Genomic DNA, 17,968 nt, shown 5'->3' on the forward strand with positions numbered 1-17,968 from the left:
AAACTCTTCAGTTTAAAATCAATAGTACATATAGTGTACCAATCTTGGCTCATCAATTACTGACAAAAATTTGCTCAAATAAACTTCGAGTAATTTCTACCATCAATCAATGAAAATAATTTCGATCGATCAATCAGTAAAAATCCACACAAGTTGTTCTTCATAATCTCTTAATGATCTTCTTGTTGGTTCGTCACCAGCAAGCTAGGTCGGCTATATTACTCTTTATTTCTAAAGAGTCAACCAGTAATTCAAATTATTTTTAAACTTATCAAATAAAACCCAACTTAATCAATTCAACCAAGTCATTGTTTTATCAGAAGTTTTAATCTTCATCACTGCCGATGGATGTGCATTCTACAGTATTTCACATTCGTTGCAACACCTTTTTTATGATTTATTTTACGCATGTCGCTTTTTTAAACACATAAACATTCTTTTGTATTATTATTGGGCTATATACGCCCTATTTCATATAATAAAACGTATATACACCCAATTTTCTTTCCATTTAATTTAAGACTTTTTTGATTTCGTATGGTTGTTTTTAAAAAAACTGCCTATTTAATAATGGCGTGCTCTATTTCCCCCTTATTATATGCAGCTCCCACAGCAAATATTTTCACAACCACTTTCTCTATTTTGAGTTATGCCAAGTGGGAAACCACTTCACCCAAATTTTGCGTAATTAATAATTCAAGTTTAGTCAATGATTTTAAAAAACTTGCGCCAACCCACAGCACTTATAAAATTACAGCCATCAATGTGAATGACATCAAATCCAGTCATTGCCAAGTTTTATTTTTTTCCAACCTAACAGCAAAAGAAGAACAGAGCATTTTAAACAATCATGTCAATTTCCCTGCCCTCTCTCTAAGTAGCAACAATAGTGAGTGTGAGTCGGGCAGTGCATTTTGTTTGTATAAAAAAAATCAGAGTTATTCGTTTAAAATTAATATGGAAAGCTTAACGCAATCACAAATACATATTGATCCACGGGTTTTATTACTGGCGAAGTCATCGGAGTCAGCTGAATGAAACAACTCTATAACCCAATTACATTACACCAATTATTTACACGTTCGCAGCTCACCATCTTTGCTTTAACTTTTACGATTTGTTCTGCGATTTTTTTGGTGATTTCCACCTATACCATGCATACATATGCAAAAAACAGCTTAACGATTTTATCGAACGCGATAAACGAACGCGTTCAACCTGCTGTGGTCTTTAATGACCAAACAACGATGCATCAAATTTTAAATGAATACACCCAACTGTATCCTATTCGCTCTATTGAAATTACAAACCATCAAAATGCATCGCTTGTTCATGCCGAGCAACAAGAAATTTCAACATTTTCCAGCCAAGCGATTTTGGATTATTTCTTTTTTAGCCAACCGATTCGTTTAGATATCCATCATGATCAGAAAAGTTATGGCGAACTGATCGTATATGGAAACTCTTCAGATTTAGTTAGTTTCTTCCATAAAATTTTGCTGGGTTTATTTTTAGGTTTTATTCTTTTATTGGCTACTGTGTTTTGGTCGGTGAACTCTGTTTATCAATACTTAATGCAATCCGTTCGCTCTATTGTTGAATCAGCTCAAACCATTAGTATTAAGAAAGATTATAAAATGCGGGTTTCAAACTCTGATATTCAAGAATTACACGCACTCAGTACCGCCTTTAATGGTTTACTTAGTGAAATTGAACAGTCAAATAAAAACTTAATTTCAGAAAATGACAAGCTAATTCATCTAGCACGTCATGATGCATTAACCCAATTACCAAATCGCAATTATTTTTATGAAAAGCTGTTTGAGCTATTTGACTTACAAGCGAACGCTGCCGTGTTCTTTGTCGATATTGAAAACTTTAAACATGTGAATGACCAATATGGACACTTAGCTGGGGATGCTGTACTGCGCGCCTCATCACACTGTTTAAAGCAAGCACTGCCAGATGATGCTTTCGTTGCGCGACTCGGTGGTGATGAATTTGCAATTATTATCAATCGTTTAAATTTCTTGACAGAACTCGAAGTCTTTTGTCACAAAATACATGAATGCTATGGTTCCACATTTGTTTATGAGCAACATAATATTGCATTACAAGCTAATATTGGTGTGGCACTGATCCAAAATGCGAAATCACCAGGAGATCTGATCGCAGATGCGGATCGCGCCATGTATGATGCTAAACTTTCGAATAATCATTGTTGCATTGCACCACAACTCCCCAACTCATAGGATTTGCTATGTTAAAGAACGCATTTAAAGTTTTATTTATACTTGCATTCACGGCCACTATGACAGCCTGCATGAGTTTAGGTAATTTAAGCTACAAACAAGCACGCATGCTTAAAAAAGAAGGTTTTGTCTTAACCAATGATGGTTGGACACTTGCCTTACCAGAACGTCTTTTATTTGGTTTTGATGATTATCAAATTCAACCGCACCAACAAGGCAAGTTAAATACACTCGCCACTCAACTGATTAAATATGACCTGAATAAAATTAAGTTTATTGGTCATACGGATAATGTTGGACAAGCCAATTATAACCAACAACTGTCAGAAAAACGTGCGCAAAGCGTCGCAAACGTCTTCTTAAAGCAAGGTTATAACAGTTCAAATATTCAAATTATTGGTCGTGGTGCTGAACAACCGATAGTCTCTAATGACACCGAAACAAATCGTGCCATCAACCGTCGTGTAAATGTCACGATCATTCCCTAAATAGCGGAATTTAGAAAAGCCACCTTATGGTGGCTTTTTTATTTTTTATAAATTTCAGGCATAAAAAAACCGCTAAATGCGGCATCTTTTTCATAGCATTGCTTTTGAGATAAATGGTCGGAGCAGTAGGATTCGAACCTACGACCCCCTGGTCCCAAACCAGGTGCACTACCAGGCTGTGCTATGCTCCGCTTTCAACTTTAAAAGTTGGGGTGAATGATGGGATTCGAACCCACGACAACCGGAATCACAATCCGGGGCTCTACCAACTGAGCTACATCCACCATCATGTTCTTGCTTGTGAATAACCAATATAACTCATTTTAAATTACAGGCATAAAAAAACCGCTGTATGCGGTATCTTTTATCGACCGTTTTCCTTGAGAAAATGGTCGGAGCAGTAGGATTCGAACCTACGACCCCCTGGTCCCAAACCAGGTGCACTACCAGGCTGTGCTATGCTCCGAATTGGGGTGAATGATGGGATTCGAACCCACGACAACCGGAATCACAATCCGGGGCTCTACCAACTGAGCTACATCCACCATCACAACAAGTTTCAGATTCTATTATCAGAACACCATTAAAATGGCGCGCCTGACAGGATTCGAACCTGTGACCATCCGCTTAGAAGGCGGATGCTCTATCCAACTGAGCTACAGGCGCATTACCGATGACATAGACTATCACGCGATTTTTGCCTTGAGAAATTGGTCGGAGCAGTAGGATTCGAACCTACGACCCCCTGGTCCCAAACCAGGTGCACTACCAGGCTGTGCTATGCTCCGTTTCATCTCAGCTTTCGCTGTATCGCATATCGTGCGGTACGGTGTGCATTCTAGGCGTGACGTTGATTAACGTCAACACCTATCTTCAAAAAAACATAAAAAATCATTTCAAGCGATTATTTATCAAGCACTTTAATCATTTTTCAAGCAAAAATTAACGTTTTAAACTGGCGCTGAAATTCAACATCCGATCTAAGGGCAATTTAGCACGCTCAGCCAATGCCGGATCTACAAAAATTTCCTGATCGCCTTTTTGTAAAACTTCCAGAATGCCATCCAATTCATTCATCGCCATCCAAGGGCAATGCGCACATGAACGACAAGTCGCTCCCTCACCTGCCGTCGGTGCTTCGATGAGAATTTTATTTGGTACAGCTTGCTGCATTTTATAAAAAATACCACGATCTGTTGCCACGATTAAACGTTCGTGCGGTAAGGTTTGTGCAGCTTTGATCAGTTGCGAGGTGCTACCGACGGCATCTGCAATATCCACCACAGATTCTGGTGACTCTGGATGCACCAAAACTGCTGCATCAGGATACAACGCTTTCATATTGGCAATACCACGCGCACGGAATTCTTCATGAACAATACATGCCCCATCCCATAGCAACATGTCTGCACCAGTTTTCTTTTGAATATAACGACCAAGATGCTGATCGGGTGCCCAAATAATTTTTTCGCCTAAACTATCTAAATGCTCAACAATTTCAACAGCACAGCTCGAGGTTACCACCCAATCTGCACGTGCTTTCACTGCCGCCGAGGTATTGGCATATACCACAACCGTATGATCCGGATGTGCATCGCAAAATTTGGTAAATTCATCGACCGGACAACCCAAATCAAGTGAGCATGTTGCCTCTAGAGTAGGCATCAGTACGGTTTTTTCAGGAGATAAAATCTTCGAGGTCTCCCCCATGAATTTCACGCCTGCAACCACCAACGTTGTTGCTTCATGATCCCGACCAAAACGTGCCATTTCAAGTGAATCCGAAACGCATCCACCGGTCAGTTCTGCTAGTTCCTGCACTTCAGGATCACAGTAATAGTGTGCAACAAGGACAGCGTTACGTTTTTTGAGTTCCGCTTTAATTAATTCAAACTTTTCAAGCTTTGCAGCTTCCGTTAAGTGATGCTCTTTAACATCGCCCAAACGATCCAAATGCGCTTGTACAATTGATTTTGCTTCATTTGCAATTAAGTTGTTTGCATTATTCATCACAACGTCTTCTCTACCCTTAATGCCTGCTACTACACAGGTGCTTCACAACTGACCCATAAATATGGCACTTGGCTATTTTTTACCGGTCATTAAAAAGTTCCACTTATAAAAAAGCCTCACAACGGAGGCTTTTCAAAAACATCAAATATCTTATGAACGATAATCTGCATTAATCTTGACATAGTCATACGACAGATCACAGGTATACACAGTATCTTGAGCACTGCCACGCCCTAAATCTACACGGATCGTGATTTCAGATTTTTCCATCTCCGCAGCCCCTGCTGCTTCGGTATAATCTGCTGCTGCGCCACCATCTTTACAGATTTGAACATCACCCAACCAGACCTGAATTTTTTCAACATCTAAGTTTGGCACACCGGCATAACCAATTGCTGCCAAAATACGACCCCAGTTTGGATCTGATGCGAAGATTGCAGTTTTAACCAACGGTGAATGTGCAATGCTATAAGCAATATCACAACATTCTTGAGTATCTGCACCGCCTTCTACCGCCACAGTAATAAACTTCGTCGCACCTTCACCATCACGAACAATGAGCTGTGCAAGACGTTTCATCACACGTGTTAACACGTCTAAAACAGCAGCATAACGTGAATCTGTTTCTGAAGTAATTTCTACGCCACCAGCTTGACCCGTTGCAATCAAAATACATGAGTCATTCGTTGAGGTATCACCATCCACCGTAATACGGTTAAACGACAGGTTAACTGTGGTTTTCAAAAGTTGTTGCACTAACTCACGACTAATGGGTGCATCAGTTGCTACATAACTCAACATGGTCGCCATATTTGGACGAATCATGCCTGCACCTTTAGAAATACCAGTCATGGTATACAGAACCCCATCTAGCTCAAACTGCTCAGATGCACCTTTAGGTGTGGTATCTGTGGTCATAATGCCTGTTGCCGCATCCAACCAAGCATCTTCTTGTAAACTATCTAATGCGGGTTGCAAGCCTTGAACCAAACGATCAATAGGTAATTGCTCGCCAATTACACCCGTTGAAAAAGGAAGGACTTCTGTATTTTGAACACCTGCCAGTTCCGCCAGTTTCGCACATGTCGCTTCAGCATTTGCCATACCGATTTTGCCAGTACCTGCATTGGCATTTCCGGTGTTAATCACTAAATAACGTGGATTACCTGCTAATAAGTGCGCTTTAGAAATATGCACCGGTGCTGCACAAAATGCATTTTGAGTAAAAATGCCTGCGACATTAGAACCTTCAGCAAATTCAAAAATGACAAGGTCACGTCGGTTCTGATAGCGCACATATGCTTCAGCCGAACCGATTTTTACACCTTTCACCACATGCATCTGTGGCATAGATACGTCACCAACTGCCATTTTTCAACGTCCAACTATATGAGTTATAAAAAATACAGCTTAGTGCAAAATCTATAAAAAATCGAGCAGAAGCACGGTTTTGCTGTAATTTTATTGTGGATTTCTTTTGCACATAAAAAAACCAGTCTTTCGACTGGTCTTTATCGATGTTCGTCGTAAATTAGTTACGCGCAAGCTGAGTTGCTTCATCAAGAAGCACTTGTTTCGCTTTTTGTTGACTCGCAGCAGAAAGGGCTGGGTTTTCAGCCACAATACGGTCAGCATTCGCCGCATTGGCTGCTGCAATTTTTGCAGTTTGCAATACGATTGGACGATTTGGATTGGCAAAGGTATAACGAATACCCGTACGCGGGCTTGCTACAGTCACTTGACCGTCAGTACCAATCTGTACTTGAGTTGTTGTTGGACCAACTGCTTGTTGAACTTTCTCTACAGAAGTCGTCTGAGGAGCGTTTGCAAAGGTAAAAGTTGGCAAAGCCAAAGCAGCAATCATGAACGGTTTTAGTACTTTTTTCATTGTCTTTTCCGTCTTACGGTTATTGATAGAAACTAAATAACATTTAATCCGCTGCACTGCAAATACTATTCAGGTCAGATCAGCTGAGTAAATAAAAAATCAGAGCGCGATGGCTCTGATTTATTTGAAATTAAACAATGCTGTTTAAATTTTACCGTGACATTGTTTATATTTTAGACCTGAACCACATGGGCACGGTGAGTTACGACTTTCTGGCGGAACAATCACTTGCTCTGCAGGTGTGTATTGCGCATCGATAACATCATTACCATTGGCTTCAGCCAACAAATTATCAAAGTCGTTGTGTGACAACTGAAGATTCATTGATTCAGCTTGAGCCTGTTTTTGAGCTTCCATTTCTGCAAGTTCTTCGGCTGTAGGCACATGAATACGAGATAAATCTGTCACGACATCGGACTTAATCACAGCAAGCATGTTTACAAATAAATTAAAGGCTTCTTTTTTGTATTCTTGCTCAGGATTTTTCTGCGCATAACCACGTAAATGAATCCCCTGACGTAAGTAATCCATTGCTGCCAAATGCTCTTTCCAATGGCGGTCCAATGAATTCAACATAAAGTGACGTTCGAGCATTGCAGCCGTTTCGTCACCCATTTGCGTACGACGTGAACGGTAGTGCTGAAGAACTTCATCAGTAATACGTTCAACCAAAGCCTCTTCATCCAAACGACGATCTTGCTCTAACCACTGCGAAATTGGCAGTTCAATCGATAGATCTTCACGTAGCGCCTTTTCAAGACCTTCTATATCCCACTGATCGTGAATAGACTCAGGTGGAATATATACTTCGATCATGCCTTTAGTCACATCCTGAATCATCGTTTCGATGTAATCTTGTAAAGACGGTTCAACAAGAATTTCATCACGCTGAGAGTAAATAATCTTACGTTGTTCGTTGTTTACGTCATCGTATTTCAATAAATTTTTACGAATATCGAAGTTACGTGCTTCAACTTTACGTTGTGCATTTTCAATCGAGCGTGACACCATTTTATGCTCAATGGCTTCATCTTCTTTCAGACCCATGGCACGCATCATTGCAACTACGCGATCACCTGCGAAGATACGCATCAAGTCATCTTCAAGCGACAAGTAGAAACGTGACACACCTGGGTCACCTTGACGGCCCGCACGACCACGTAACTGGTTATCGATACGACGAGATTCATGACGTTCTGAACCAATGATGTGTAAACCACCAGAGTTCAGCACCATTTCATGATTTTGTTCCCACTCTGCTTTCAAACGTGCTTCATCTGCTTCAGTCGGCTCTTCAATCTTCGCCAGCAACGCTTTCCAGTTACCACCTAACAGAATATCAGTACCACGACCAGCCATGTTAGTCGCAATGGTTACTGCACGAGGTGAACCCGCTTGCGCAATAATATCCGCTTCGCGCTCATGTTGTTTCGCATTAAGTACTTCATGTTGAATACCAGCTTCTTTCAGCTTATCTGATAAAATTTCAGAGGCTTCAATGGTTGCTGTACCAATCAGGATCGGTGCAACACCCGCTTCATGAACACGTTGAATTTCTTGAATGATGGCGTTGTATTTACCTTCACGGTTTAAATAGATTAAATCGTTTTGGTCATTACGAATCATCGGGCGATGGGTTGGAATAAGTACAACATCCAAGCCATAAATTTCTTTCATCTCTGCAGCTTCAGTATCTGCAGTACCCGTCATCCCTGATAATTTTTTGTATAGACGGAAATAGTTCTGGAATGTTGTAGTTGCTAAAGTTTGGTTTTCAGGTTGAATTTCCAAACCTTCTTTTGCTTCCACTGCTTGATGCAAACCTTCTGACCAACGGCGACCCGGCATGGTACGACCAGTGTTTTCATCGACAATGATCACTTCACCTTCGTGGATGATGTAATGCACGTTGCGTTGGTATAGGTAATGCGCACGAATGGCCGCAGAAACATGGTGCACCAAGTTTAAATTAGCAGATGAATATAGACTTTCACCTTCAGCAAGCAAGCCCATTTGAATCAATTCAGCTTCAACAGTTTCATAACCGACTTCGGTCATTTCTACAGAGCGCTGTTTTTCGTCAATCCAGAAGTGACCACCATCTGGTACCTTCTCTTCTTTTTGTGCATGAAGTTTTGGTGGAATGCTGTTAATGGCAGCATACAACTGAGATGAATCTTCTGATTGACCAGAAATGATCAACGGTGTACGCGCTTCATCAATCAGGATCGAATCGACCTCATCGATGATGGCATAGGTTAAGCTGCGCTGTTTTTTCTCAGCAGCAGAAAACACCATGTTGTCACGCAAGTAATCGAAACCGAATTCGTTGTTGGTACCGTAAGTAATGTCAGCACGATACGCTTGAGCTTTTTCAGTTGGGTCTTGCATTGAGTAAATAATCCCAATGCTTAAACCTAAAAATTCGAATAATGGACGGTTTAATTCAGCATCACGTTGCGCCAAGTAATCGTTCACCGTAATCACGTGAACACCTTCACCATTGATCGCATTGAGGTAACAAGCAAGCGTTCCCATGAGGGTTTTACCTTCACCGGTACGCATCTCTGCGATCTTACCTTCATGTAAAGTAATACCACCAATCAGCTGTACATCATAATGACGCATGCCCATGACACGCTTTGCAGCTTCACGACAAACAGCAAACGCTTCAGGTAATAATTTATCAAGGCTGTCGCCTTTTTTATAACGTTCTTTGAATTCTTCAGTTTTTGCAGATAAGTCTGCATCGCTTAGAACAGATATCGTCGGCTCGAGCGCATTAATCTTCTCTACGATTTTACGCATGCGTTTGAGTTCGCGCTCATTTTTGGTACCGAAGATTCCTCCGATCAGACTTGCCAACATGAATAGACTCTCTAAATCTTGCTTGTCAAATGAATATATTTTCTTAGTCGTTATTATGGTGCTAGAAATTCGAAGTACAAGGGTTTTGCACAAAAATCCCCTTAAATATTCTGCGCTCGGGTTCTAGCCCCGGAGACTTAAGGCAAGCTAATGTAACAAATTTTCTGCAGACAACATAGTGACTCTGTCGTGAGATATTTCGCATTTATCCCCCAATAAAACTGTTTTATATGAAATATATTCATAAAGAAATGAAAAAACACTATTTTTAATCATAAAAAAATCCTTCATATTTATTTTCAAGTTAAACAAATTCAATAAATACGGGGATATTCCATGACGATTCGTTTAGGTGATACTGCACCAGACTTTACTCAAGACTCAAGCGAAGGCAGCATTCATTTTTATGACTTTTTAGGTGACAGTTGGGGCATTTTATTTTCGCATCCAGCCGATTACACCCCAGTCTGCACCACAGAACTTGGATTTACCGCAAAACTAAAAGATGAATTTAGCAAACGTGGTGTCAAGGCCATTGCCCTGTCTGTTGATGATGTTGAGTCGCATCATGGTTGGATTAACGACATTAATAATACTCAAAATACCACGGTCAACTTCCCGATCATTGCAGACAAAGACCGTAAAGTGTCCACCCTTTATGATTTCATTCACCCCAATGCCAGCGAAACATTAACTGTTCGCTCTTTGGTAATCATTGATCCCAATAAAAAAGTCCGTTTAATCATTACTTATCCTGCATCTACAGGGCGTAACTTCCATGAAATTTTACGTGTCATTGACTCTTTGCAACTGACAGACAACCATAAAGTTGCAACACCGGCTAACTGGCAACAAGGTGAAGATGTGGTGATTGTGCCGTCATTAAAAGATGAAGAGGAAATCAAACAACGCTTTCCTCAAGGATATAATGCAGTTACGCCTTACCTTCGTTTAACGCCTCAACCTAAGTGAGGATAAAACGGAGCATTACGCTGTCCGAGCGCAAGATAAGAAGCTCTGCTGTGAGTGACCAAAGCGAAGGTACAAATTTAACTATTTTTAAGTGCAGCACCTGACCCAACTCAGAATCATAACCATAGTTACTTATAGTTTTCCCCTCAGAACGAATGACGAGCCCGTTCTGGCATTCTCCAACCTGCTCATCTTCGGATGAGCTTTTTTTTGATTACAAATTCCTCTCTGGGATTAGATTGGTTAAACATCACAATTCCGTTATAACTAAGAAAAACTTGAAAACAACAAACCGTGATTCATCAAATTCATCATTTACATTGTGGTAGTTTTTGTCCAACGTGTGCCCCTTTATTTGGACAGAAAGGCTTTCGCGCACATTTGGTCTGTCATTGCCTGCTCATTGAAACCAATAAAGGGCTCGTCTTAGTCGATACAGGACTGGGCTTACAAGATTATTTGCATCCACAAAATCGTTTAGGTCGGTTTATTTCACGCACAGCGCAGATCAAATTTAATCCGCAACTGAGTGCGATTCATCAAATTCAAAAATTAGGCTTTAAGGCTCAAGATGTTCAACACATTTTGTTGTCACACTTAGATTTTGATCATGCTGGCGGGATCTCTGATTTTCCGCAGGCGACCGTGCATGTACTAGCCAGTGAATATAATGCCACTCAAAACCTTCATAGCTTAAAATCACGACTGCGCTATCGACCACAGCAATTCCAACTGCATCGTTATTGGAATTTTATCGAAAGCATCGGGACGCAAGCATGGTTTAACTTAGAACACACTGCCGGTCTGTCCATTTTTCAAGATGACATTTTAATGCTTCCACTTTTGGGACATACCGCGGGTCATGCCGGTATTGCGATTAAAAATAACCAGCGCTGGTTGTTATATTGTGGCGATGCTTATTACTCACAGCATCAATTAAATCCAAATTTTCATTCGCGGGCCTTAAATCAGCTTGAGCGTTTATTTGCCACCGACAATACACAGCGACTGCACTCCCTTCATAAGATTCAGCAGTTAGCGCAGCATCCGGACATCGATCTCATCTGTGCACATGACCCATTCGAATTCGCTCGCTATCAGAATACAAGCTATGACCGCTAAAATCCTACCAATGATCCTCCTCAGTGTTAGCTTCAGCTTCACGGGTTGCATGACATCAAATCCATTACCGTTAAATGAACGTCCTCAGCATTGGGGGAAAGTCGTTCATCAACAGCATAATTTTTATCAAATCAGCCCAACAGTATTTCGCAGTGAACAACCTGATACAGATCTCGCCCCTGTTCTACGAGAACAGCACATCGATGTGATCATAAATTTACGTTCACGGCACCATGACCCAGAACGCTTAAAAAATGCTATTGATATGCAAAAGATTAATTTTGTACATATTCCGATACACACGTGGCAAATCGATCGTGAAGATTTACTGGCGGTGATGAAAACCATAAAAGAAGCTGAACAACAGCAGCAAAAAGTATTAATCCATTGCTACCACGGCTCAGACCGTACAGGCGTGAGTGTGGCCATGTACCGTATTATTTTTCAGCATTGGTCCATTGAGGAAGCAAAACGTGAAATGAAACAAGGTGGCTATGGCTTCCACCCTATTTGGAAAAATATTGACCGTTTATTCAGCCCTGAAAATGTAAAATGGATTCAGCAGCAACTACTGAATCCATCTTATTAAAGGTCATTCCTCAAATAAACTTAGCGTTTATCGAGTGGTACCCAATCAATCACCCACGCAGATTTCATATTCAAACTTGCATCTGAATTGATCTTTTTACGTGTTGCGTCCGCAGCATCACGGTCCTTCGAAGGACCGACCATAATACGAATGCCTTTAGATGTAGGACTCTTCGTCACTTTATAGCCTTTTGCACGTAATTTTGCAGCGACGGCATCTGCATTGGCTTCATTGGCAGCCAGTGCAACTTGCACCATCCATTGCTTATCGCCATTTTCCAACAGATCACGTGCTTTTTCAGCTTCAGCTTTTTTCTTAGCTTCTGCTTTACGCTTTTCTTCTGCCTTGTGTTTTTCTTCGGCTTTACGCTTTTCTTCTGCCTTGTGTTTTTCTTCGGCTTTACGCTTTTCTTCAGCTTGTTGCTTCGCTTCGGCTGCTTTCTTATCTGCAGCTTTTTTCTCAGCTTCAGCATGTGCTTTACGTTCAGCTTCTTTTTGAGCATCCGCTTTACGTTTTGCTTCAGCTTTTTGTTTATCTGCTGCGATACGTGCCTGATCAGCCTTTTGCTGCGCCGACTGAGTCTCTAACTTTTTTTGAGCCGCCAACTTATCCTCAGCTAAACGCTTTTGCTTGGCTTTTTCATCTTCAACCAATTCGGGCGGAATATTATCCGAACTTTGTTGAGCTGAACGATGTGCGTTTAATGCCGCATATTCTTCTGCTGCTTTACGTGCTGCATCCGCTTCCGCTTGTTGTTGCATCGCTAAAAATTCTGCTGCACGTGCTTCTTGCTCCGCAACCGATTTTTCACGGGTACGTCGTTGTTCTTCGAGCAAACGCTTTTCAGTTTCAACATCAACGGTCAATGATGACATTTTACCCGCCCCCTGACCTTGTTGCTCAACTTGAGCCATTTCAGGGGTTTGGCTTTGATTTTGATGTATTTCTTCTTTGCCTTTAAGTAAAAGTGCGGCCAGCAGTACACCACCACCTAATAAAACAACACCACCCATCCAGCGTTGTTTGTTATTCATTGACATTCTTCCAGATACTCCCATACCGCTTCTAAGGTATGAAATGAACCACATACCAGAATCAGCTGATTATTCTTTGTTTCTTCCAGCGCGGACTTAAAAGCTAATTGCACATTGTCATAATGTTCTACGACTTGATGCTGCAGTGCGCTATCCAATTGTGTGATAGATGCCGCACGTGGCACATTTAATTGTGCAATTTTCCACATTCTTACCGTATCTTTCAATAAGTTAACGACAGAATTTATGTCTTTATCAGTCAGCATGGAGAAAACGCTGATCACTTCTGTGTATTGTTTATTGTACTGGAGGAAATTTCGCAATTGCTTTAACAAAAATTCAACACCATGCGGGTTATGTCCCGCATCGAAAATCACCGTTTTTCCTGCAATTTCTCTAACTTCAAAACGGCCTTGTAACTTGGCATTGATAATCCCCTGAGCGATCGACTGCTGAGAGACCACCAAACCACTGGCCAATATTGCCGCTACAGCCGTAGAGATATTTTCGAGTGCCAAAGAACCCACTGGCAGTTTTAAAGTTGTACCTGATGAAGCAAACATCCAAGATTGTCCGTCATCACTGTACTGATAAAAATAATCACGATTGAGTACATGTAAAGCGGCTTGGCAATCTTCTGCTTTTTGACGAATGGCTTCAGGCAAAACTTGCTGCCCACCAAAAATTACGGGAATATTTGGACGAATAATTCCTGCTTTCTCAAAAGCAATTTTTTCAATGGTGTCGCCCAACCAATCGGTATGGTCTAAACCAATATTGGTAATCACTGCAACATCTGGATCGACGACATTGACCACATCAAGTCGACCGCCAAGGCCCACTTCGAGGACCCATACATCGCAATGTTGCTGTTTAAAAATAACAAAAGCGGCCAAAGTGGTCGCTTCAAAAAAAGATAAACTTAATTCACATTCACGACGCGCCTGATCAACGGCCACAAAAGCATCAATCAGGGTTTGGTCGGCCACTTCAACACCTTGAAGCTTTACACGTTCATTGAATCGATAGATATGTGGTGATTGGTATAAACCCACATTATAACCTTGCGCATTTAAAATGGCAGCCAATGTCGTTGTGGTTGAGCCTTTCCCATTGGTTCCAGCAACCGTCAGAACTTTGGCATCAGGCTGAGTTACGCCCAATCGATCTGCAACAGGAATTACCCGCTCCAGTCCTAAATCAATACCCGTAACATGAACATGGCTCCAATAATCGAGCCATGTGTTTAAAGAATCAGTTGCAAGTGGTGCTGTGTTCAAGGCAAGTTCATCAATTTCGCTACAATACGATAAACTGTATCACGTAATGCATGACGGTGGACAATTTGATCGACTACACCATGATCAAGCAAGTATTCTGCACGTTGGAACGGTTCTTCCAATTTTTCACGTACAGTTTGCTCAATCACACGCTTACCAGCAAAACCAATCATGGCTTTCGGCTCAGCCAAATGAACATCACCGAGCATTGCCAATGATGCAGTCACACCACCATAGACTGGATGTGTCAACACCACTAGATAAGGCAAGCCTGCATCTTTCATTTTTTGGATGGCAGCAGAAGTACGCGCCATTTGCATGAGTGACAACATGCCTTCTTGCATACGCGCACCACCAGAGGCAGCGAAGCAAATAAGGGGTTGTTTAGCTTTAATCGCAAGTTCAGCCGCTTGAACAAAACGGTCACCGACCACTGTGCCCATTGAACCGCCCATGAAATCAAATTCGAAAGCGGTCGCAATCATTGGAATGCCTTTCAGCGTTCCTTGCATCACCACTAAAGCTTCTGTTTCACCGGTTTTTTTCTGCGCTTCAGACATACGGTCTGGATACGCTTTGCTATCTACAAATTTAAGTGGATCTTTGGCTTTAAATTCTTGACCCAATTCTTTTTGTACTTGGTCAAAGAACCAGTTCAAGCGATCACGGGCTTTCATTCGTAAGTGTTCATCACACTGTGGACAAACGTAGGCATTAAATGACATCGCAGTACGAGTCACAAGTGCATGACACTCAGGACATTCAATCGTCGGCTCAGTAAATGTCGCCTTTAATGCTTGCTGTTCATCAGGTACATGAATACCTGGTACCGCACGCTCTGTCCATGGCGTAGATGCGCTCAGAATTTTGCCTGTTTTTGCGTCTTGACTCATACTAACTCATCGAGCGCAGCTCGAAGCTCCTTCACTTTATTCACTGTTTCGATTACAGCTTGTTCTGGCGCTAAGTTTGCAAATTGTTTAACAAAAGCACTACCTACAATCACCGCATCCGCAGCAACACCCATGGCTTTCGCCGATGCTGCATCACTGATACCAAAGCCAACGCCGACAGGTACCTGAGTATACGATTTGATTTTTTGAATACGTGCCGCAGCTTCAGCAACGTCTAAAGTCGCTGCACCTGTCACACCTTTCAAAGAAACATAGTAGATAAATCCACTAGCTTGTTTCACCACATGCTGAATACGTTCGTCAGTGGATGTTGGCGCAAGTAAGAAGATTTGATCCATGTCGTATTTTTTCAATACTGCATCTAGATCTTTTGCTTCTTCTGGTGGAAGGTCCACCAAGAGCACGCCATCTACACCGCATTCATGTGCATAGGCAACAAACTTTTCATAGCCGATTACTTCAACAGGGTTTAAATAGCCCATCAGTACTACTGGTGTTTCTGTATCGTTTTTACGGAACTCTTTCACCATGTTCAAGGCATCTAGAGTATTGGTTCCTGCAGCAAGCGCACGCTCAGCGGCAAGTGCAATAACAGGACCATCCGCCATTGGGTCTGAAAATGGAAGACCCAATTCGATCACATCTACACCTGCCTCAACCATTTGATGTAACAAAGGTACCGTTACTTGTGGATGAGGGTCACCAGCCATAACATAAGAAACCAAGGCCTTACGCTGTTGAGATTTAAGCGTTCCAAATCGAGTGGCTAAACGTGACATAGGGTTATACTTTCCTTGAATGAATCAAAACTATGATGTGGGTTTTGTCGAAATACAAGACATCGCATTGTAACGCTATTTTTTACCCATTGAACAGGGTATACAATCCTCAGTCGGCATTTCTCATGCAAACATAATTTTCCAGAACAACCCGAAAGCATCATTTACCGATATTTCAGTTTTTTTCACAATGATCAAAGATGCCTAATTTTAGGATCTGGCAAAATTATAAGGTTTTAGATTAACTTAATTTTATCATCAAAAAAATGTTAAAAATAACAGGCTTAGCATTTACATTTTAATTTTCCTTAAATTGCAAAACCTGCTTTATACTAGCCGCATACTTTTATTTTTTTATCTCCTATGTCCTCCGATTCACAAGTGAAAGTGCCTGCTCGGGCATTTGCACTGCTCCCGCTTATTGTTTTTCTGACCATTTTTTTGGGCAGTGGTATTTACCATTCCATCATTGGAACTGAGTTTGCGTTCTATCAAGTGAAAGCCCCAGTCGCTGCTCTTCCTGCAATTGTATTGGCAATTTTGCTCTATCGCGGCAAGATCAATGACGCAATTGATACCTTTATGAAAGGTGCTAGCCACCCGAATTTGATCTTAATGTTCATGGTCTTTATGCTCGCTGGTGCTTTTGCCAGTGTCAGCAGTGCCATCGGTAGTGTCGATGCAACAGTGCAGTTGGGACTATCGATGATTGCGCCTGAGTTCGTGCTGCCCATGCTGTTTATTATTGCGGCCTTTATTGCCACAGCGATGGGAACCTCCATGGGCACTATTGCAGCCTGTGCACCAATTGCCTTTGGTTTTACACAAGTCACCGAAATTGAAGTGGTGTATGCCATTGGTGCTGTGGTCGGCGGTGCTATGTTTGGTGATAATCTGTCGATGATTTCAGATACCACCATTGCTGCAACGAACAGTCAAAAAGTTCAGCTTCGCGATAAATTTAGAGTCAATGTTTGGATTGCTGTTCCTGCATCGATCGTTAGCATTTGTATTTATTTATTTATGAGTCAAGGCTCACAAGCGATTGAACACAAAGCTTATAATGCGTGGCTGATCTTGCCGTATTTAGCCGTATTTATTTTGGCCTTTTCACGTTTGCACGTGCTTGCTGTACTGACCATTGGTGTCTTGTTATCTGGTTTGATTGGGTTGGTCATTCAACCTGAATTTAACTTCTTAAGCTTAAATAATTCTATTTATGACGGCTTTACCGGCATGTTTGAAGTTGCCCTGCTTTCTATTTTCTTAGGTGGTATTTCTGCGATTATGCAAAAAGAAGGCGGTTTAGAATGGCTGATTCAACGTATTTACAGCATGACACGCTGCTTTAAAGTTGGTGCCGAACGCGCGGGTGAAATTGGTATCAGTTTCTTGGTGAGTTTCTCCAACCTATTTGTGGCAAACAACACTGTCGCAATTATTTTATCTGGTGACATGGCACGTGAAGTCGCGAAAGAATATGGTGTAGACCCTAAACGTGCTGCTGCGCTCTTGGATATTTTCTCTTGCGTAGTCCAAGGTCTCATTCCTTATGGCGCACAGCTGTTACTAGCTTGTTCGATCGCAAAACTTTCGCCTGTGGAACTGATTGGTAGTGTGTATTACTGTTGGGTCTTGGCGATCTTTGCCATCCTTGCCATTTTACTTCGTTATCCAAAATTAAAAGCTGCGGCATAAGCTTGGCTTAAAAGAAAAGCGGTCGTTTGACCGCTTTTTTTAATGTTGTTTGAAAGGCTTTTCTTAACGAG

General features: G+C 41.5%; 15 protein-coding genes and 6 tRNA genes. 7 read left to right on the plus strand and 14 right to left on the minus strand.

Going from position 1 to position 17,968, the window contains the following annotated elements; all coding sequences use genetic code 11:
• The first annotated feature begins 537 nt into the window (after window positions 1-537).
• The 3 genes from FTU77_RS11410 to FTU77_RS11420 are packed head-to-tail and all read left to right on the plus strand — an operon-like array spanning window position 538 to window position 2,740.
• Window positions 538-1,038 (plus strand): YfiR family protein, encoded by a 501-nt coding sequence (locus FTU77_RS11410; RefSeq protein ID WP_180055830.1) that lies wholly within the window; start codon window positions 538-540, stop codon window positions 1,036-1,038.
• Window positions 1,035-2,252: a diguanylate cyclase domain-containing protein gene (locus FTU77_RS11415; RefSeq protein ID WP_180055831.1), complete on the plus strand. Its 1,218-nt coding sequence runs from the start codon at window positions 1,035-1,037 to the stop codon at window positions 2,250-2,252. The genes FTU77_RS11410 and FTU77_RS11415 overlap by 4 nt, the downstream gene beginning before the upstream one ends.
• Window positions 2,253-2,260: 8 nt before the next feature.
• The gene (locus tag FTU77_RS11420; protein ID WP_180055832.1) at window positions 2,261-2,740 is read left to right on the plus strand and encodes an OmpA family protein; all 480 of its coding nucleotides are present in this window, start codon (window positions 2,261-2,263) and stop codon (window positions 2,738-2,740) included.
• Window positions 2,741-2,854: 114 nt separating this feature from the next.
• Here FTU77_RS11420 and FTU77_RS11425 read toward each other — a convergent pair.
• The 10 genes from FTU77_RS11425 to secA all read right to left on the minus strand — a co-directional run bounded on the left by FTU77_RS11425 (window position 2,855) and on the right by secA (window position 9,509).
• Window positions 2,855-2,931 (minus strand) — tRNA-Pro (locus FTU77_RS11425).
• A 17-nt stretch (window positions 2,932-2,948) separates the two neighbouring features.
• Window positions 2,949-3,024 (minus strand) — tRNA-His (locus tag FTU77_RS11430).
• 105 nt (window positions 3,025-3,129) lie between these two features.
• Window positions 3,130-3,206, minus strand: a tRNA-Pro gene (locus FTU77_RS11435).
• 3 nt (window positions 3,207-3,209) lie between these two features.
• Window positions 3,210-3,285 (minus strand) — tRNA-His (locus FTU77_RS11440).
• Window positions 3,286-3,329: 44 nt separating this feature from the next.
• A tRNA-Arg gene (locus tag FTU77_RS11445) sits at window positions 3,330-3,406 on the minus strand.
• Between the two features lie 45 nt (window positions 3,407-3,451).
• A tRNA-Pro gene (locus FTU77_RS11450) sits at window positions 3,452-3,528 on the minus strand.
• 154 nt (window positions 3,529-3,682) lie between these two features.
• Complete coding sequence (gene nadA / locus FTU77_RS11455; RefSeq protein ID WP_078191211.1) at window positions 3,683-4,750, minus strand: quinolinate synthase NadA; 1,068 nt, start codon at window positions 4,748-4,750, stop codon at window positions 3,683-3,685.
• A gap of 153 nt (window positions 4,751-4,903) precedes the next feature.
• Window positions 4,904-6,124: a bifunctional glutamate N-acetyltransferase/amino-acid acetyltransferase ArgJ gene (argJ, locus tag FTU77_RS11460; protein ID WP_180055833.1), complete on the minus strand. Its 1,221-nt coding sequence runs from the start codon at window positions 6,122-6,124 to the stop codon at window positions 4,904-4,906.
• 160 nt (window positions 6,125-6,284) lie between these two features.
• Entirely contained in the window at window positions 6,285-6,641 is a 357-nt protein-coding gene (locus FTU77_RS11465; RefSeq protein WP_180055834.1) for a hypothetical protein, read from the minus strand.
• Window positions 6,642-6,785: 144 nt separating this feature from the next.
• Window positions 6,786-9,509 (minus strand): preprotein translocase subunit SecA, encoded by a 2,724-nt coding sequence (gene secA, locus FTU77_RS11470; RefSeq protein ID WP_180055835.1) that lies wholly within the window; start codon window positions 9,507-9,509, stop codon window positions 6,786-6,788.
• A 336-nt stretch (window positions 9,510-9,845) separates the two neighbouring features.
• On the opposite strand from secA, the gene FTU77_RS11475 reads away from it, so the two are divergent.
• The 3 genes from FTU77_RS11475 (at window position 9,846) to FTU77_RS11485 (ending at window position 12,192) form a co-directional block, all read left to right on the plus strand.
• A complete protein-coding gene (locus FTU77_RS11475; protein ID WP_078194127.1) occupies window positions 9,846-10,481 on the plus strand; it encodes a peroxiredoxin in 636 nt (211 codons plus the stop codon).
• A gap of 294 nt (window positions 10,482-10,775) precedes the next feature.
• Window positions 10,776-11,603, plus strand: coding sequence for an MBL fold metallo-hydrolase (locus tag FTU77_RS11480; protein WP_180055836.1), 828 nt, complete (start codon window positions 10,776-10,778; stop codon window positions 11,601-11,603).
• A complete protein-coding gene (locus tag FTU77_RS11485; RefSeq protein ID WP_180055837.1) occupies window positions 11,593-12,192 on the plus strand; it encodes a dual specificity protein phosphatase family protein in 600 nt (199 codons plus the stop codon). Before FTU77_RS11480 ends, FTU77_RS11485 begins: the two co-directional genes overlap by 11 nt.
• A gap of 20 nt (window positions 12,193-12,212) precedes the next feature.
• On the opposite strand, the gene FTU77_RS11490 is transcribed toward FTU77_RS11485, so the two are convergent.
• The 4 genes from FTU77_RS11490 to trpA are packed head-to-tail and all read right to left on the minus strand — an operon-like array spanning window position 12,213 to window position 16,199.
• Complete coding sequence (locus tag FTU77_RS11490; protein WP_373683938.1) at window positions 12,213-13,232, minus strand: SPOR domain-containing protein; 1,020 nt, start codon at window positions 13,230-13,232, stop codon at window positions 12,213-12,215.
• Window positions 13,223-14,506 carry a bifunctional tetrahydrofolate synthase/dihydrofolate synthase gene (gene folC, locus FTU77_RS11495; protein WP_180055838.1) on the minus strand — a complete coding sequence of 428 codons (1,284 nt, stop codon included), beginning with the start codon at window positions 14,504-14,506 and terminating at the stop codon, window positions 13,223-13,225. The genes FTU77_RS11490 and folC overlap by 10 nt, the downstream gene beginning before the upstream one ends.
• The gene (gene accD, locus FTU77_RS11500; protein WP_180005414.1) at window positions 14,503-15,399 is read right to left on the minus strand and encodes an acetyl-CoA carboxylase, carboxyltransferase subunit beta; all 897 of its coding nucleotides are present in this window, start codon (window positions 15,397-15,399) and stop codon (window positions 14,503-14,505) included. Before accD ends, folC begins: the two co-directional genes overlap by 4 nt.
• On the minus strand, window positions 15,396-16,199 hold the full coding sequence (gene trpA / locus FTU77_RS11505) for a tryptophan synthase subunit alpha (protein ID WP_078191221.1): 804 nt from the start codon (window positions 16,197-16,199) through the stop codon (window positions 15,396-15,398). The genes accD and trpA overlap by 4 nt, the downstream gene beginning before the upstream one ends.
• A gap of 363 nt (window positions 16,200-16,562) precedes the next feature.
• Between trpA and FTU77_RS11510 the strand changes: the two genes are divergently transcribed.
• Entirely contained in the window at window positions 16,563-17,897 is a 1,335-nt protein-coding gene (locus FTU77_RS11510) for a Na+/H+ antiporter NhaC family protein (RefSeq protein ID WP_180055839.1), read from the plus strand.
• The last annotated feature ends 71 nt before the right edge of the window (window positions 17,898-17,968 follow it).

The organism is Acinetobacter sp. YH12142 (assembly GCF_013418435.1).
Lineage (GTDB): Bacteria > Pseudomonadota > Gammaproteobacteria > Pseudomonadales > Moraxellaceae > Acinetobacter > Acinetobacter amyesii.

Coding starts and splice junctions, on each gene's coding strand:
- FTU77_RS11410 (WP_180055830.1), top strand. CDS start 538: ATGGTTGTTTTTAAAAAAACTGCCTATTTAATAATGGCGTGCTCTATT.
- FTU77_RS11415 (WP_180055831.1), top strand. CDS start 1,035: ATGAAACAACTCTATAACCCAATTACATTACACCAATTATTTACACGT.
- FTU77_RS11420 (WP_180055832.1), top strand. CDS start 2,261: ATGTTAAAGAACGCATTTAAAGTTTTATTTATACTTGCATTCACGGCC.
- nadA (WP_078191211.1), bottom strand. CDS start 4,750: ATGAATAATGCAAACAACTTAATTGCAAATGAAGCAAAATCAATTGTA.
- argJ (WP_180055833.1), bottom strand. CDS start 6,124: ATGGCAGTTGGTGACGTATCTATGCCACAGATGCATGTGGTGAAAGGT.
- FTU77_RS11465 (WP_180055834.1), bottom strand. CDS start 6,641: ATGAAAAAAGTACTAAAACCGTTCATGATTGCTGCTTTGGCTTTGCCA.
- secA (WP_180055835.1), bottom strand. CDS start 9,509: ATGTTGGCAAGTCTGATCGGAGGAATCTTCGGTACCAAAAATGAGCGC.
- FTU77_RS11475 (WP_078194127.1), top strand. CDS start 9,846: ATGACGATTCGTTTAGGTGATACTGCACCAGACTTTACTCAAGACTCA.
- FTU77_RS11485 (WP_180055837.1), top strand. CDS start 11,593: ATGACCGCTAAAATCCTACCAATGATCCTCCTCAGTGTTAGCTTCAGC.
- FTU77_RS11490 (WP_373683938.1), bottom strand. CDS start 13,232: ATGTCAATGAATAACAAACAACGCTGGATGGGTGGTGTTGTTTTATTA.
- accD (WP_180005414.1), bottom strand. CDS start 15,399: ATGAGTCAAGACGCAAAAACAGGCAAAATTCTGAGCGCATCTACGCCA.
- trpA (WP_078191221.1), bottom strand. CDS start 16,199: ATGTCACGTTTAGCCACTCGATTTGGAACGCTTAAATCTCAACAGCGT.
- FTU77_RS11510 (WP_180055839.1), top strand. CDS start 16,563: ATGTCCTCCGATTCACAAGTGAAAGTGCCTGCTCGGGCATTTGCACTG.